This is a genomic window from Patescibacteria group bacterium, assembly GCA_034659915.1.
Classification (GTDB): domain Bacteria; phylum Patescibacteriota; class WWE3; order JAUXAW01; family JAYEID01; genus JAYEID01.
Map to the genome: position 1 here is coordinate 169,047 of JAYEID010000013.1, position 15,224 is coordinate 184,270.

Annotated in this window: 15 protein-coding genes; 14 read left to right on the forward strand and 1 reads right to left on the reverse strand. The window is 42.5% G+C overall.

Annotated features, from left to right (window positions below; genetic code table 11):
• Window positions 1–5 precede the first annotated feature (5 nt).
• The 7 genes from U9M98_02650 (at window position 6) to U9M98_02680 (ending at window position 6,881) form a co-directional block, all read left to right on the forward strand.
• Window positions 6–752 (forward strand): polyprenol monophosphomannose synthase, encoded by a 747-nt coding sequence (locus tag U9M98_02650; protein MEA2020596.1) that lies wholly within the window; start codon window positions 6–8, stop codon window positions 750–752.
• Window positions 753–1,014: 262 nt separating this feature from the next.
• Entirely contained in the window at window positions 1,015–1,767 is a 753-nt protein-coding gene (locus U9M98_02655; GenBank protein ID MEA2020597.1) for a dolichyl-phosphate beta-glucosyltransferase, read from the forward strand.
• Between the two features lie 91 nt (window positions 1,768–1,858).
• A complete protein-coding gene (locus tag U9M98_02660) occupies window positions 1,859–3,148 on the forward strand; it encodes a UDP-glucose/GDP-mannose dehydrogenase family protein (GenBank protein ID MEA2020598.1) in 1,290 nt (429 codons plus the stop codon).
• 58 nt (window positions 3,149–3,206) lie between these two features.
• Window positions 3,207–4,268 carry a glucose-1-phosphate thymidylyltransferase gene (locus U9M98_02665; protein ID MEA2020599.1) on the forward strand — a complete coding sequence of 354 codons (1,062 nt, stop codon included), beginning with the start codon at window positions 3,207–3,209 and terminating at the stop codon, window positions 4,266–4,268.
• A 60-nt stretch (window positions 4,269–4,328) separates the two neighbouring features.
• Entirely contained in the window at window positions 4,329–5,303 is a 975-nt protein-coding gene (rfbB, locus tag U9M98_02670) for a dTDP-glucose 4,6-dehydratase (protein ID MEA2020600.1), read from the forward strand.
• Window positions 5,304–5,511: 208 nt separating this feature from the next.
• Window positions 5,512–6,495, forward strand: a complete 984-nt coding sequence (galE, locus tag U9M98_02675) for a UDP-glucose 4-epimerase GalE (protein MEA2020601.1) — start codon at window positions 5,512–5,514, stop codon at window positions 6,493–6,495.
• A complete protein-coding gene (locus tag U9M98_02680) occupies window positions 6,492–6,881 on the forward strand; it encodes a hypothetical protein (GenBank protein MEA2020602.1) in 390 nt (129 codons plus the stop codon). Before galE ends, U9M98_02680 begins: the two co-directional genes overlap by 4 nt.
• Window positions 6,882–6,954: 73 nt before the next feature.
• Here the strand turns inward: U9M98_02680 and U9M98_02685 are convergent, their stop codons facing one another.
• Window positions 6,955–7,308 (reverse strand): hypothetical protein, encoded by a 354-nt coding sequence (locus tag U9M98_02685; protein MEA2020603.1) that lies wholly within the window; start codon window positions 7,306–7,308, stop codon window positions 6,955–6,957.
• A gap of 172 nt (window positions 7,309–7,480) precedes the next feature.
• On the opposite strand from U9M98_02685, the gene U9M98_02690 reads away from it, so the two are divergent.
• From U9M98_02690 to U9M98_02720, 7 genes are all read left to right on the forward strand, one after another.
• On the forward strand, window positions 7,481–9,082 hold the full coding sequence (locus U9M98_02690; protein MEA2020604.1) for a glycosyltransferase: 1,602 nt from the start codon (window positions 7,481–7,483) through the stop codon (window positions 9,080–9,082).
• On the forward strand, window positions 9,075–9,458 hold the full coding sequence (locus tag U9M98_02695) for a four helix bundle protein (protein ID MEA2020605.1): 384 nt from the start codon (window positions 9,075–9,077) through the stop codon (window positions 9,456–9,458). The genes U9M98_02690 and U9M98_02695 overlap by 8 nt, the downstream gene beginning before the upstream one ends.
• Window positions 9,459–9,497: 39 nt before the next feature.
• On the forward strand, window positions 9,498–10,910 hold the full coding sequence (locus U9M98_02700) for a glycosyltransferase family 4 protein (GenBank protein ID MEA2020606.1): 1,413 nt from the start codon (window positions 9,498–9,500) through the stop codon (window positions 10,908–10,910).
• A 12-nt stretch (window positions 10,911–10,922) separates the two neighbouring features.
• Entirely contained in the window at window positions 10,923–12,209 is a 1,287-nt protein-coding gene (locus U9M98_02705; protein MEA2020607.1) for an oligosaccharide flippase family protein, read from the forward strand.
• 6 nt (window positions 12,210–12,215) lie between these two features.
• On the forward strand, window positions 12,216–13,040 hold the full coding sequence (locus U9M98_02710) for a glycosyltransferase (protein MEA2020608.1): 825 nt from the start codon (window positions 12,216–12,218) through the stop codon (window positions 13,038–13,040).
• Window positions 13,041–13,064: 24 nt separating this feature from the next.
• A complete protein-coding gene (locus U9M98_02715; GenBank protein ID MEA2020609.1) occupies window positions 13,065–14,069 on the forward strand; it encodes a glycosyltransferase in 1,005 nt (334 codons plus the stop codon).
• A 114-nt stretch (window positions 14,070–14,183) separates the two neighbouring features.
• Window positions 14,184–14,930 (forward strand): hypothetical protein, encoded by a 747-nt coding sequence (locus U9M98_02720; protein MEA2020610.1) that lies wholly within the window; start codon window positions 14,184–14,186, stop codon window positions 14,928–14,930.
• Window positions 14,931–15,224 lie beyond the last annotated feature (294 nt).

Sequence of the window (15,224 nt, forward strand, 5' to 3'; positions counted from 1 at the left end):
TTGAAATGAGTACTACTATTATTATTCCTACCTATAATGAAGCAGATAACATCGGCCCTCTTATTGATTCTTTGGAGAAAATTCTTACTAATTTTATTGCTGAGCAGGAAGAACTAGAAAGTTTTAATATATTGGTTGTGGATAGTAACTCTCCTGATGGCACAGGTGACGTGGTTAGGGAAAAAATTAAAGAGTTTGATAATTTGCGTATAATTTCTGGTCCCAAACAAGGTTTGGGAGCAGATACAATTCGAGGAATTCGTTATGCCCTTGAGAAATTGGAGGCAGATGTGGTGGTTACTATGGATGCGGATTTTTCTCATAATCCAGAAGATGTTCCTCGGCTTGTTTCTAAAGTTTTAAACGGTGCAGATTATGTTATTGGTTCTAGGTATGTGGAAGGTGGTTCTATTCCCTCAAACTGGGGATTGCATAGGAAATTTTTGAGTTTTTTTGGAAACTTGCTGGCGCGGATTCTTGGTGTTTGGGAAGTGCATGATCAGACTCCAGCTTTTCGTGCTATGCGGCGCGAGGTTTTAGAAAAAATTGATTTTGAAGGATTACCAGACGGTTATGCTTTTCAGATTGGGCTTGTTTGTCGGGCTCATGGTGTGGGCGCGAAATTTGCTGAAGTACCTATCCATTTTACGGATCGGGAACGCGGTCAGTCAAAAATGCCCGTGTCTACGATTTTGGATACCTTGGGGTTTTTGGTAAACTATAGATTAACGAAGATCTTTGGTGAAGGTTAATTCTAGGGGCTGTCATTTCGACCGAGACGTTCTTACGGCGAGTGGAGAAATCTAGCGGAGCGGTTTTTCCGCTGAGCGGTATGCGGGCCTACGGCCCTAGCTTCCTCGATTCTCCCGACAAGAGGCGGGATCACTCGGAATGATAGAATATGATTCGCTTTACCCTTTAACTGGTCTCAGACAAACGCAGGCCGCAAAACCTCTTTCTTATTTGGAATTTGGATTTTGTGATTTGTAATTTTCCGCCAGCTGGCGGAACCTTATGTATTTATCTATTGTTATTCCTACTTACAACGAGGAAGAAAATATCCGTAAATCCTTGGCTAAGGTTTTTGATTATTTGGAAGAGAAGGATTTTGATGGTGAGGTAATAGTTGTTGATGATGGGTCGGATGATGATACTGTTTCTGAAGTGCAAGAGTTTTTTGGAGATCGAGAAAATTTAAAGCTTTTAGAAAAACCACACCGAGGCAAAGGTTTTGCAGTTCGCGACGGTATGTTGGTAGCAGAAGGTGATTATGTTCTTTTTTCTGATGCAGATTTGGCTACACCTATTGAAGATGCGGATAGGTTGCTAATGTGGCTCAGGGATCACGAGTTCTCTGTGGCAATAGCTTCTCGCCAGGGTTTTGGCGCCAAAAGGGTAGATGAGCCTTGGTACCGGCATTTTGTTGGGCGTGTTTTTAATTTTGTGATTAAACTTATTGCTATTCCTGGTATTGAAGATACTCAGTGTGGTTTTAAGATGTTTACTAAGGAAGCAGCAGATAGGATTTTTTCAGCACTTACGGTTTACGGGGGTACAGATAAAGAAATTTCTCAACCCTTCTTCGGTGCTTTTGATGTGGAGGTACTTTACTTGGCGCGGAAATTTGGGTATAAAATTAAAGAGATGCCGGTGACCTGGAAACATGTGGAAACTACGCGGTTTAATTTTCTTTACAACGCTTGGCGCATGTTTTGGGACGTTTTACGAGTTCGAATCAATGATTTGCGGGGATTGTACAATTCTTAACTGTACTTTTCCACACTTTACTATTCTTTACGAGTGTTAAGTGTAGTAAAGTTTTGTAAAGAAGTAGTAAAGTATTGTTTTACGTTTAACTATGAATTTAACGTTCTTAGGGGCCGGATATGTCGGCTTGACAAGTGGTGCAGTTTTTGCTGACCTTGGCAACAAGGTTTGGGTAGTGCGCCGCAGCCAAGATAAAGTTGAAATGATGAAGAAGGGTAAAGTTCCCTTTTATGAACCTGGTTTGGATGAGGTTTTGGCGAGAAATGTTGAGGCAGGGAGGCTTATTCCTACTACTAGTTACGAAAAGTCGGTTCCTAATAGCGAAGTTGTGTTTATTTCTGTTGGTACTCCCATAAGTGGCGATGGCGGTGCAGATCTTTCTCAAGTTAAAGCTGCCGCAAAAGAGCTGGCTCCCTTTCTTCGAAATGAATACACAGTAATAGTTGATAAAAGTACAGTTCCTCCGGGCACGGCCTCTTTAGTTACAAAAATTATTGAAAAGGAAAATCCCCAAGCTAATTTTGAAGTTGCTTCTTGCCCCGAGTTTTTGCGTGAGGGAACTGCTCTTTCCGATACCCAGGATCCAGACCGGGTTGTTATTGGGACTCCTAGCGATAAGGCTTATGGGATTTTGGAGGAACTCCACAAACCTTTAGGCGCGCCTATTGTGCGGACTAGTGTAGAAAGTGCCGAGATTATTAAATATGCAGCTAATGCTTATCTTGCTCTGCGGATTGGGTTTATTGACCAAATCGCTAATCTCTGTGAAGAGGTGGGAGCAGATGTTCAAGATGTGATTGAAGGTATTGGGCTAGATTCCCGGATCGGGAGCCATTACTGGTATCCGGGAATTGGTTACGGCGGTTATTGCTTCCCCAAAGATGTTGCTGCTCTTGGAGCTTTGTTTGAACAATATGTAGATGATGATAACCTCTTTTCTAAGCTAGACCAATACAACCGTGCTCGTCCAGCTAAATATGTAGCCAAAGTTACAGATGCTTTGGGCGGTTTAGAAAACAAGAAGGTTGCTGTTTTGGGACTGACAGCTAAGCCAGGGACTGACGATATGCGGGGTTCTCAAGCCGTGCCTTTTATTGAAGCATTGAAAGAAGGTGGCGCAGAAGTAAGTGTTTATGATCCAATGGGAATGCCCGAAGCAAAAAAGGTATTGTCTGAGGTTAACTATGCAGAAGATCCTTATCAAGCTGCAGCAGAAGCAGACGTAATCGCAGTTCTTTGCGAATGGGATGAATTTGAAGATTTGGATTGGGGAAAAGTTTGCAAGAAAATGAACGCCAGTCTCGTTTTCGATGCCAAAAGGATGTTTGATCCCACAGAATTAGAAGATCACGGTTTTGAATATCTCGGCGTCGGCGTGTAATAGGTCTATTTTCCGGATTACGGATAACGAGTTACTCCGCCGGCTGGTGGATTAGTCTATGAAGGCTTTAATTACTGCTGGGGGGCGGGGCACTCGCCTCCGACCAATAACTCATACCTCAAATAAACATCTTATTCCTATTGCCAATAAACCTATGATTTTCTACGCCTTAGAAGCGGTGCGGGATATAGGTATTTCCGAAGTGGGCATTATTGTTAATGAGACTCGTTTTGAGGTGGAAGCAGTTTTGGGTAGTGGTGAGGATTTTGATTTGAACATTACTTACATTGAGCAGGAAGAGCCTCTGGGGCTTGCCCATTGTCTAAAAATATCCCGTGAATTTTTGGAGGACGAACCCTTTTTGTTTTATTTGGGTGATAATATCTTGGCTGGGGGAATAGCTCCTTATGCTAAGAGATTTGAAAATGAAGATGCGGCAGCCTTGCTCTTGCTTTCGGAGGTACCAGATCCGGGAAGGTTTGGGGTGGCAGAAACAGAAGGTACGCAGATTGTAGGAATTGAAGAAAAGCCCAAAGAACCTAAAAGTGATTTTGCCGTAACTGGGGTTTATTTTTATACACCTAAGGTTTGGGAAGCTGTGGAACAAATAGAACCTTCGGAACGTGGTGAGCTGGAAATTTCTGACGTGCACCAGTATTTAATTGAAAAAAATTACCCAATTATTTATGAAAATGTTAGTGGGTGGTGGAAAGATACCGGTAAGCCCGAGGATTTGTTAGCAGCAAATCACTTAGTGTTAAGACATTTGGAGGAAAAAATGGAAGGGGATTTGGAGGATGTGGAAGTGAGAGGGTGTGTGGCAGTGGGGCGCGGTTCCAAAATCAGAAATACTCTTTTACGTGGACCACTAATAATTGGAAAGGATGTGCGGGTGAAAGATTCCTATCTTGGACCCTATACTGCTGTTTCGGATCGTGCTGTGGTTGTGGAGAGTGAAATTGAAAACTCAATTGTGTTGGAAAATGCCGAGGTTTTGAACCTACCCGCCCGATTGGACGAATCTATAATTGGCAAAGAAGCTTTTGTTTCTCGGGGGAAAAGACTTCCCCGAACACTGCGCATGGTAATTGGAGATCAAAGCCAGATCGACCTTGTGTAAACAGCGTTCGCAAGGACGGGTCTTTCCTAGCCTTTGTTTATAGGGAATGTTATTAGTTAAATGAAACTGCTTGTTACTGGTGGAGCTGGGTTCATCGGCTCCAACTTTATACATTATTGGTTAGATAAATATTCCCAAGACGAGATAGTTAATTTGGATAAAATCACCTATGCCGGGAATTTGGAAAACTTGCGGGATGTGGAAGGAAATAATCGTTACGAGTTTGTGGAGGGAGATATTTGTGACAGGGGTTTGGTAAGACAATTGATGGAAGATGTAGATGTGGTGGTCAATTTTGCTGCCGAAAGTCACGTTGACCGGTCAATTGAAGGCCCTCGGGTTTTTGTGCAGACCAACATTGTTGGTACTCAAGTCCTTTTGGATGCTGCGCTGGAATTAGGTATAGAGCGGTTCCACCAAATTAGTACGGATGAGGTGTACGGTTCTTTGGAATTAAGTGACCCCGAAAAGTTTACAGAAGATGCTCCCTACGCCCCACACAGCCCCTACTCTGCTTCAAAAGCCGCTGCTGATCATTTGGTGCGCGCTTATTACCATACATACGATTTACCCGTTACTATTACCAACTGTTCAAATAATTTTGGACCTTATCAACATCCAGAAAAGGTAATTTCCCTATTTGTAACCAATTTATTAGAAGATAAAAAGGTGCCTCTTTATGGAGATGGGAAAAATGTGCGGGATTGGCTTTTTGTTGAGGATCATTGCCGGGCAATTGATTTGGTTTTGAAAAAAGGTGAGGTAGGGGAGACATATCTTGTAGGCGGTGGTAATGAGCTTTCCAATATTGAGCTAACCAAGAAGATTTTGGAAGTTATGGGTAAAGACGAATCTTATATTGAATACGTTGAAGACAGGCCGGGGCACGACCGGAGATATGCGATTGATTTTTCTAAAATTAAGTCTGAGCTTGGCTGGGAACCTGAGTATTCTTTTGAACAAGCTTTGAAAAAGACGGTGGAATGGTATAGAACTAATAGAGAATGGTGGCTTCCGCTAAAGCGGGGAGTCTAATAACAAAGACTGCCGGCACGCGTTTCCGAAAGCCGTTCGCCTGTAATAGTTTATTTTGTTGAAAAGCTCACTTAGAGAAAAATTTACCTCTAAACTTGAATTAGACCGCTGACGATTGCACGCAAATTTTTCTATACTTTCGGAAACGGTGCCCCCTAGCCTTTGCAGCTCTTGTGTGTTAAAAAGGTTGTATATTTGATTAAATTTTATGAAAATTTTTGTTACCGGTGGAGCCGGTTACGTTGGCTCCTTTGCCACAAAAAAACTCAAAGAAGAAGGTCACGACGTGGTTATTTTTGACCACTTGGGGCAAGGTCACCCCGAAGTAGCCGAGTTGTTGGGGGTGCCTCTAATTGAGGGAGATCTTCGTAATAAGGAAGAAGTGGCGCAGGCTTTGGATTCTTCTTTTGATGCGGTGATGCACTTTGCCGCGTTTACGGCTGTTGGTCCCTCAATGAAGGATCCCCAGGAATACTTTGAAAATAATATTGGTGGTGGGTTGAATCTCCTTTCTGCTACGCTCTCAGTTGATATTGATAAGTTTATTTTTTCTTCCAGCAGTGAGGTTTACGGAGAAGCGGAAACTCTGCCTTTGACAGAGGGAATGCCTCTTCAAGCTACCAATCCTTACGGTGCAACAAAGGTAATGTTTGAGAAAATTTTACGTTGGTACGCACGTGCTTACAACTTTCGTTATATAGCCCTCCGTTATTTTAATGCTGCTGGTGCAGCTCTGGACGGTTCTATGGGGGAAGACCACGATCCCGAAACACATTTGGTTCCGGCGGCAATCCTTGGGGAAATGGGCAAACGAGAATTTAAGCTTACTTGTGCTACAGATCTAGATACTCCCGACGGAACTCCAATTCGTGACTATACTCATGTCTTGGATATTGCGGATGCTCATGTACGGGCTTCGGATTATCTAGAGGAGGGCGGTCAGAGTGACGCTTTTAACGTTGGCAAGGGCAGTGGTTCAACGGTCTTGGAAATTGTGCAGGAAGTGGAAAGAGTAAGTGGTAAAGAACTGCCCCGAGAAAAAGGTGAACAAAGAGAAGGAGAACCTTCTGCCAAATGGGCATCAACAGAGAAGATTAATGAGGTTTTGGGGTGGCAGGCAAAGTATGGAACCAAAGAAATAGTTGAATCTGCGTGGAAATGGCACTCCACACACCCCAGCGGTTATAGTTGACAGCATTAAAACTAAAAAGGTATTCTGAAGGCAGATTTGTAATCCTTTTGTTTAATAATATGGAAGAGGGCCCTAGTTACCCTGAACATCTAACGCTTAGGAATTTAGTTTTTATATTCTTCTTTCTAGTTGTTCCCCTAATTGGCTATTTCTTCCTCCGCTATGTTTACGAAACTAATATCCAAGATGAAGCTAAAAGCTGTTTAGCTGTTGAGGAGCGTTGTTTAAGTTTTAAAACAAAAGAAGGGTGCGGGAATAAACTTTATTGTTTTTGGCATGAGGAAGAAGATATTTGCTGTTTTGTAGGGAATTATGCAATGGAAAGAATTTTGGGTGCTCCCAATTGCTGTCCAAAAGATGAATTTTGTAATGAAACGGAAGAGTAGGGGGAAGTATGAGGCGGCGACTCCTATGTATGTTCTGTAGATTACATAGAAGCCGCCGCGCGGCGTTGATCCACTAATCAATGATTTCGGCCCAAACGCTTATGGGGCCGAAGTAGATCAGAGAACCTGTTTCCAGGATACTTGGTTCCTGGATAACGTTTTCCAGGGCGTCGAGCCTCACCTTACCGCGGTGTGGTTCGATCATGAACCCATTTTCTGGATTCCAGCTGATGCGCGCGTGTTCGCGCGACACACCGAGGATCCCTGCGTTGGGTCCGCATCCGGGAATACTCACAACGTGACTGTATTCCGGATCTATAGTCGGGCGACCAATGGTAACTCCTTCCTCAGCTTCTACGGCCAGGATTCCCTCGTATGAGGGATTACCGTTTGCCGATCCCGATTCCCACAGTTTCAGAACTGCCATTTTCCTTTCTCCTTTTTTGCTCTTTACCGCAGCGTTTTCGTTGATTTCACCTATCCATAGTACACCATAAATACCCTATAATATCAATCGTGGGCAGGGGATTAAACTTTGCTATTCAATAGTAGTAAATTAGGCTGAGCTAAAGGTTCTTTTGTGCTAGTATATGGGGGAGATGCGCATAGCTGTTTTTATTAAATCTACTACTTTTAACAAAAATTACGGTGGTTTGGAAACCCAAAACAAGCTCCTTTGTGAGGGTCTCGTTGAGGCAGGGCACGAGGTAGTAGTTATTGCTCCGGCTCCGGAGAATCACGGCCGAGGAGAACTCCGCCCAATTTCCCAACCTCCCCCGACTGGTCGGGAGAGGTTTTTCCTTGGGCGGGTTGAGAACCCGGATTTGTCGGAACTTACTTATTATTTTCTTGATGCTCCGGCGGGGAAGTATTCCAAGAAATGGTTTCGGGTAAGCACGCGGTTGTTTAAAGAACTCCACGAAAAGAATCCTTTTGATGCCGTAATTTTACAAAGTATGGCCGGGCAGAGGGTTATTGGTTATTTAAAGGCTAGGAAATTCTCAACCGCCGCAGGAGAAGCCCTTGGGGCTTCTGCAGAACCAGCCCCAGGGGCTGGGGAATGCGGCGGAGAAACATTATTGAAAGAACTTTCCAAGGAAAAAGCCGGCGATTCCCCAAAGTCCGGCTTTAAGACCGGTCCCAAAGCCGGACTTTTTTCCTCGCCGGCTTGCATTGTAATCCAGCACGGGACAATTTTAGGGGAACTTAAAACAAGGTGGAAATCCCTCTGTTCAAATTCGAAATACGATTCGCCGGCCGGCGGACGAAGTCCCAAACAAGTCATAAATTATAAGTTACAGACACAAAAGCATTTAGGGTTTAGAAATTCGGATTTATTTGGAGCTTCAAATTTAGTATTTCGTGTTTTTAATTTGTTAAAGCAGTTGTTATTCTTTTTCTTCAGACTGGTTCCTTACGGAATTAAAATTTATATTCAAGACCAGATTCGCTTGCGGCGCGCGGATAAGGTGATTGCGGTTTCGGACTTGGTTAAAGAATCCTTGGTGAAGGAATACTTCTTGCCGGAGGAAAAGGTGGAGGTTATATATAATGGAATAGAAATTGACAAATTCGAAATACGAAATACGAAATCCAAAATTAGGAAAGAGCTGGAAGTTGGAGAAGATAACAAGGTGTTATTGTATGTTGGGCGAATTGAAAAAGAAAAAGGACTTGGGAAACTGCTCAGAGCAGTTTCAAATATCAAATCCCAATCCGCCGGCTGGCAGACAAATTTCAAATTAATAATTGTGGGGGATGGCAAGTATCTAGGTGAATTAAAAAAACTTGCGGGAGAGCTGGGGATTGCGGACAAAGTAATTTTCACGGGAAAAGTTCCTTATGAGGACGTGCCTAAGTATTACGCGGCGGCGGATGTTTTTGTGTTACCATCACTCAGGCAAGAAGGTTTGCCCATGACATTACCCGAAGCAATGGCCAGCGGGTTGCCTGTGGTAGCTTCAAAAATTGGGGGTATTCCCAATGCAGTGGAAGATGGCAAGACCGGATTTTTGGTCGAACCGGGAAATGTGGAGGAGCTTTCTGAAGAGTTGATTAAAGTTTTAAAGGATGATAAATTGCGGGAACATATAGGTGAAGAAGCAAGAGGTTTGGCAAAAGAAAAATTTAGCCAAGAAAGTATGGTAAAGGAAACGATATCCGTTATCAGTAATTCGATATCCGAAAGAGAGAATGCCTGAGAAAAAGGGTTTTCAAAATTTGGAAGTTTGGCAGGTATGTCATGAACTTATGATAATGGTGTATGATTTTTGTAAGCTATTACCGGCAGAGGAGAAGTATAATCGTATCTCCCAGCTTAAGAGGTCTAGTTCTTCTGCTCCTGCGAATATCGCTGAGGGTTATGGTAGATATTACTGGCAAGAAGCAATCCAGTTTTGTCGTAATGCACGGGGTTCTGTGGAGGAGACCCATAACCATATTATTGCGGCTCAGGATTTAGGCCAATGTTCTCAGGAAGATTGTGAGGAGCTTATCGAACATTGTGAAAAATCAAAAGCGCTTATTAATGGTTATATACGTTTTTTGCGTAAACAAAAGAAGGGACATTCCGAATAACGGATATCGGATACCGGATATCGTATAACATTTAATACAATGCGAATACTACGTCTTGTATATGAGTGGCCGGAACCTTGGGATGGGCTTACTCCCGGACCTTACGAACTTACCAAGGCACAGCAAAGGCTGGGTCACGATATAGTTGTGTTTTGTGGTGGTGGTTTTCGGGAATTGGGGACGATAGAAGAAGATGAAGGAAGACTCTATCAGGCTCATCAGAATGAGCCTTCCAGAGTGACATCTGTTTATAAGAGAGGTCATTCTGGAGCAAGGAGTTCTGACGACGACGCGATAGAATCTTCCTTTGAAAAGACTAGGGAATCGTTCGGTTCCTTGGAGGTATTCCGTTTCCCCCGTGCACTGCGCAAGCTCAGCCTTTTTCTAACCACAGCACCTTGTGTTCTTCTCGGTTATCTATGGCTAAAGCTGACCGGGCAGGGACCGGACATAGTTCACGGGCATGGTCATATAACTGCTTGTTTTAATATTTATAAAGTTTTGTTTGGTTGGTTGGATAAAACTCCTTATATTTTGCATTTGCATATTACTGCTGCGGGGCGAGAGGCTCGTTTAATGGGGCCGGCCCGAGGAAAAACCTCCGGGGTTTCTGCGGATCCAACCCCGGAGGTTGGGGAATCGGGCCGGCCGAGCCCTGAAAAAAACCTTGATTTCTGGACGCGTTATTGGGAATGGCCAATCCACAAATTTTCTGATTGGTTAGGAGTTCGAGTTGCGGATAAAGTAATATGTGTAAGTTCACGCGTGCGGGAAGAGGCTGTTCAATATTACGGGGCAGATACGGAGAAGTTAGAGGTTGTTGAAAACGGCGTCAATGTTGCTGTATTTACCCCCCCGAGTGGGGATTTCGCCGCAGGAGAAGCCCCTGGGGCTTCTTTTCCGCAGCCCCAGGGGCTAGGGAATGCGGCGAAATCAATTCTCTACGTTGGTGCTTTGCAGCCCCGGAAGAATGTCCATCTTTTGATTGATGCCTTAGCGCACCTTCCCCAAGAATATTACCTAACTATTGTGGGAAAAGGTGACAAGGGTTACGAAGAGAGCTTGCGGGATATGGTTAAGGAATTGAACTTAGAAGAAAGGGTTGCTTTCAAAGGTTATATTGAATATCCAAAACTCCCCGAAATTTATCAGATAGCTTCTGTGTTTGTGCTACCCTCTTCTTATGAAGGGCTACCCAAAGTGGTATTGGAAGCTTTAGCCTCAGGTGTTCCTGTCCTTGCTTCTGGGTTTGAAATTGAGGAAAAGATTAAAGGGCTAGAGTTTTTGGAAAGCTTGGAGCCGGGACTGATTAGTGACAAGGTGCAAGAAATTGTAGCTAAGGGACAAAAAGTTGCTGTGGAAGAGATTCAAAAAAACTATTCTTGGGATGCACAAGCAGCTCAGATTGAAAAAATCTACCAGTCTTTGGGTGTTTCGAGCTCCAAAGTTTAAATTTTAAGTTTTATGAGTGTTAAAAACATATTGAATTCAAAAATTAATTTATTATTTTCTGACCAGCTTTTTCGTGGATCATTTCTTGTTTTTGTGGCTAGTATTGGGAGCGCGGCTATGAACTACCTTTTCCATCTTTTAATGGGAAGGTTTCTTGCTCCAGCAGAATACGGGGTATTAATGAGCTTGATTTCACTTTCTTATCTTACTAGTGTTCCTGGAAGTACCTTAGTGACCACTGCTACCAAATTTGCTTCTAAGTATAAGGCTCGCGAAGATTTTGATGCTGTAACACACGCCCTGTACTGGGCTACTAAAGTGGTATCCATATTTGGGCTTTTTATTTTCGGATTGGCTATTGTTTTTAGGGGAAAGCTAGCTACATTTTTGAAAATTCCTGATTCCATGCTAGTGGTCTTATTTTTCCTATTTATTTTTGTTTCTCTTTTAGGTTCTTCACCTCGAGGCTTTTTGCAAGGCCTTCTTAGGTTTAAAGCTTTTTCCTTTGTTTCTCTTTTTACCACTTTTCTTAAATTAGCGTTGGGTGTGGGATTTGTGCTTATGGGTTGGGGAGTTTTTGGAGCAGTGGGCGGGCTGGTTGGTTCTTCATTATTGGGTTTGTTAGTAGCGATTGTGTTGCTGCGCAAAAACCTGCGCTGGCCTTTTAAGAAAAATTCCTTTTCTTCTCGCGAAATTTTAGCATATGCTGCCCCCACTGTCTTGGTTTTGCTTTGTTTCCAATCTCTTTACAATACAGATGTAATTTTGGTTAAGCACTTTTTTACCTCCCACCAAGCAGGGATATACAGTTCTGCTGTAACCTTGGGTAGAATTATTTATTTTGGGTTTAGCTCAGTTGCCATGGTAATGTTCCCTATGGTTTCAGAAAAACTAGAACAAGGACAAGATTTTAGTGGCGTGTTTAAAAAGTCTTTTGCTTTAGTGTTGGCGGGTGCTTTTTTAGGGTGGCTTGCCTACACCCTAATACCTTCTTTGCTAGTCCATACCTTTTTTGGAGCTTCTTATGCAGAGGTAACTCCCTATCTTAGTTCCTTTGCCTTGTTTATGGGGCTTTTTTCTTTAGTTAATTTCCTGATTCAGTTTTTCCTTTCTATTCGAGATTTTCGCTTCTTATTTACTTTGGCAGGAGCAGCTCTTTTGCAAATTTTCTTAATTTGGCAGTTTCATGCTAATTTGCAGCAAGTGATACATGTTAATATTGGGGTGGCTCTAACAGTTCTTGTTGCCCTACTTTGGATTTATGCTGCCGGAACCCGGAACCCGAGACCCGTTTCTTAAAAATATATGATTTCGATTATTGTCCCTGCTTATAACGAGAAAAATACAATTGAAGATACTATTAAGACACTCCGCGATTATTTTAATAGCCAAGGTGAGCGGTATGAATTAGTAGTAGTTAGCGATGGTTCTGTGGATAGAACATACGATGTAGCTAAAGAATTAGAAGATGATTACGTGCGGGTGTTTTCTTACCAAAATAATCAGGGAAAAGGGCATGCGTTAAAATACGGATTTGGTAAAAGTCAGGGCGATCAAATTGTTTTCTTTGATGCTGGTTTGGATTTTCCTCCTGAGCAAATCACTGACTTTCTTGGCCTTCTAAATAGTAATGGTGCAGATATGATAATTGGCTCTAAGCGCCACCCAGATTCTACTGTAAGTTACCCCTGGCACCGGCGGTTGGTTAGTTTTGCTGCTCAAACTTTGGTTCGCTTGCTTTTTAATTTGAACGTTACAGACACGCAGGTAGGAATCAAAGCTTTCCGGCGGGAAGTGCTGGAAAAAATAATGCCCTTGGTTCTGGTGAAAAGGTATGCTTTTGATATTGAGCTTCTGGCGCTTGCCCACCATTACGGATATTCGATTATGGAAGCTCCCGTTAAGTTGGATCTTAAGATTTCTACGGCTGTTTCTCCCCGGTCACTAAAAAACTGCCTTTTGGACACGCTCGCCGTCTTTTACCGGTTGAAAATCCTCGGTTACTACGATTTATCCTACGAAGATCGCCAAGAAATGTTGGATAAGTACCCGGTTACCACAGTCGATAAGGTTGCAAGTTTTATTCTGGGTGATCTTTTAACGCGTAAACAATCGGAAGAGACTTCCTAGTATTTTTAATAGAAATTTTAAATTATGAAGGGTCCTTTTGTCTCAATAATAATTCCGGTTAAAGAGATTAACGACTACATTCGCGAGGCGGTGCCTAAGCATTTGGCTTTGGATTATCCTAATTTTGAAGTAATTGTTCTGCCGGATAAATACGAGGGTGGGGAAGAGTTTGAGGATGATATTCGGATTATTCCCACCTATCCAAAAACTGGCCCGGCAGATAAACGGGACATGGGTGCAGAGGCGGCTAAGGGAGATATTTTAGTATTTATTGATGACGACGCTTACCCCCGCAAGGATTGGCTTAAAAACGCTGTCCCCTATTTTGAAAATGAAAAGATTGCTGCGGTTTGTGGGCCGGGAGTAACGCCGCCAAACGATAGTGTGTATAAAAAGGTTAGTGGTTGGGTTTCTGCTTCTCTACTCGGCGGAGGTAATGTTACACACCGCTTTATTCCCCAGGAAAAAAGGGAGGTAGATGATTACCCTTCCATGAATTTATTGGTGCGGAAAAGTGATTACGAAGCAGTAGGTGGGTATGATTCTCATTATTGGCCTGGCGAAGATACCAAACTTTGTTTGGATTTAACACACGGGCTTGGTAAAAAAATAGTTTATGATCCAGAAGTTTTGGTATATCACCACCGTCGGGACATTTTTGTGCCGCATCTGCGACAGAATGGGCGTTACGGTCAGCACCGGGGCTACTTTGCCAGAGCTTTACCTGAAACATCTTTTCGACTTGCCTATTTTGTGCCTTCAGTTTTTACCCTATTCCTGTTTCTGACCCCTTTTTTAAATTTGGCAATTTCTCCATTTTTCTCAAAAATTTCTTCTCTCCTTATTACTAGTTACGGGTTACTAGTTACTATTTACTTTGTCCTTCTTTTGTTGACAGCAGTTTGGGTTTACGAACACGAATGCGATTGGAGAGTTGCCCTTCTTACTATTCCCGCTATTTTCGTCACCCACATCTGGTACGGAATTAAATTTATCCAAGGTCTTTTATCGAGTGAGCTTGAGCGTTGAAATTTCGGCAAGGAAAAGAACCAGGTTCTAAGACCGGTCCCAGAACCTGGTTCTGGGGAATTGCCGAAATTAGAAAGGATTACGGATTACTCTGCCAGCTGTCGGATTTTCTTTATGAACATATTAGGCCATCCTCTAGTGACAACAGAAGTTTGCGGGAGAATGAACCCCGATCTTGTTCTCGGTTCTTACCTTCCCGATATTGTCCCCTTTGTTCCTAATACAGTTTTTGAATTTGAAGAAATTCATGAGGGAGGTTTGAAATTTTTAAAACACTTAGAAAAACATGCCCTCGAGCGGCGGGATGTAGCTCTTGGTATGCTTTGCCACAGCGCACAGTACGGTGCCGATAAACACAGCCGCGTGCTGGAAGAAAGATTTGAAGAGCACCGGGATTCTTTGGGCAAGAGAATTGCCCATGCTTCTAATATTCCTTTGGAAGTAGCCAAGAAAGCACGTTTTCACAATTATCTTTGGTGGGGTTTTGATGTACAAATTCTCCGCCATCACGAGAAATTTTGTAACCAGTTAGATGACACTTTTAAGAACATTGACAGGGAAAGAACAGCACGCTTTTTGGCAAACTGTTTTGGAAAAGAAGCTCCTTTAGTTCTGCGTGATGTTAATTATTTGCTAAAACCTTTACATGAATACCAGATTTTTTCTGTTGGTGGATTAGTAAGAATTTGGAAAGATATGGCTGCCGGATTGCCAGAAGGGGATGAGGTAGATGTACCTACCACTATTGGTATTTTTGAAGATTGCGCAATGTTAGTAGAAGATGTATGGGAAGATGTTCTTTCTACTGTAATTCAAGATGTGAAGGATTCTTTAGAAGAGGTGAATATTTCTTTAAGCTAAGCCCCAAAATGAATAGCATGTGTAAGAAATTAAGAAACTTTACTCTTGGAGATGCTATCCACATTTTTCTGCAAAAGATATGATTGAAATCCTACCCGCCTACTAACTCCTTGTTTTTGTATTCAGACTATAGTTTGTATTCGGATTATACCATATAATACAATGGATAATACACAATACACAATACACAATACACAATACACAATATACAATATATAGTATATAGTATATAGTATATAGTATATAGTATATAATACATGGTATACAGTAAACAGTGCATTGTGTACTGTGCAT

What these genes read in the sequence shown, in the direction of transcription:
- galE (MEA2020601.1), top strand. Translation starts at nt 5,512, where the DNA reads ATGAAAATTTTTGTTACCGGTGGAGCCGGTTACGTTGGCTCCTTTGCC.
- U9M98_02695 (MEA2020605.1), top strand. Translation starts at nt 9,075, where the DNA reads ATGCCTGAGAAAAAGGGTTTTCAAAATTTGGAAGTTTGGCAGGTATGT.
- U9M98_02685 (MEA2020603.1), bottom strand. Translation starts at nt 7,308, where the DNA reads ATGGCAGTTCTGAAACTGTGGGAATCGGGATCGGCAAACGGTAATCCC.
- U9M98_02705 (MEA2020607.1), top strand. Translation starts at nt 10,923, where the DNA reads ATGAGTGTTAAAAACATATTGAATTCAAAAATTAATTTATTATTTTCT.
- U9M98_02690 (MEA2020604.1), top strand. Translation starts at nt 7,481, where the DNA reads ATGCGCATAGCTGTTTTTATTAAATCTACTACTTTTAACAAAAATTAC.
- U9M98_02710 (MEA2020608.1), top strand. Translation starts at nt 12,216, where the DNA reads ATGATTTCGATTATTGTCCCTGCTTATAACGAGAAAAATACAATTGAA.
- U9M98_02715 (MEA2020609.1), top strand. Translation starts at nt 13,065, where the DNA reads ATGAAGGGTCCTTTTGTCTCAATAATAATTCCGGTTAAAGAGATTAAC.
- U9M98_02650 (MEA2020596.1), top strand. Translation starts at nt 6, where the DNA reads ATGAGTACTACTATTATTATTCCTACCTATAATGAAGCAGATAACATC.
- rfbB (MEA2020600.1), top strand. Translation starts at nt 4,329, where the DNA reads ATGAAACTGCTTGTTACTGGTGGAGCTGGGTTCATCGGCTCCAACTTT.
- U9M98_02655 (MEA2020597.1), top strand. Translation starts at nt 1,015, where the DNA reads ATGTATTTATCTATTGTTATTCCTACTTACAACGAGGAAGAAAATATC.
- U9M98_02660 (MEA2020598.1), top strand. Translation starts at nt 1,859, where the DNA reads ATGAATTTAACGTTCTTAGGGGCCGGATATGTCGGCTTGACAAGTGGT.
- U9M98_02700 (MEA2020606.1), top strand. Translation starts at nt 9,498, where the DNA reads ATGCGAATACTACGTCTTGTATATGAGTGGCCGGAACCTTGGGATGGG.
- U9M98_02720 (MEA2020610.1), top strand. Translation starts at nt 14,184, where the DNA reads ATGAACATATTAGGCCATCCTCTAGTGACAACAGAAGTTTGCGGGAGA.
- U9M98_02665 (MEA2020599.1), top strand. Translation starts at nt 3,207, where the DNA reads ATGAAGGCTTTAATTACTGCTGGGGGGCGGGGCACTCGCCTCCGACCA.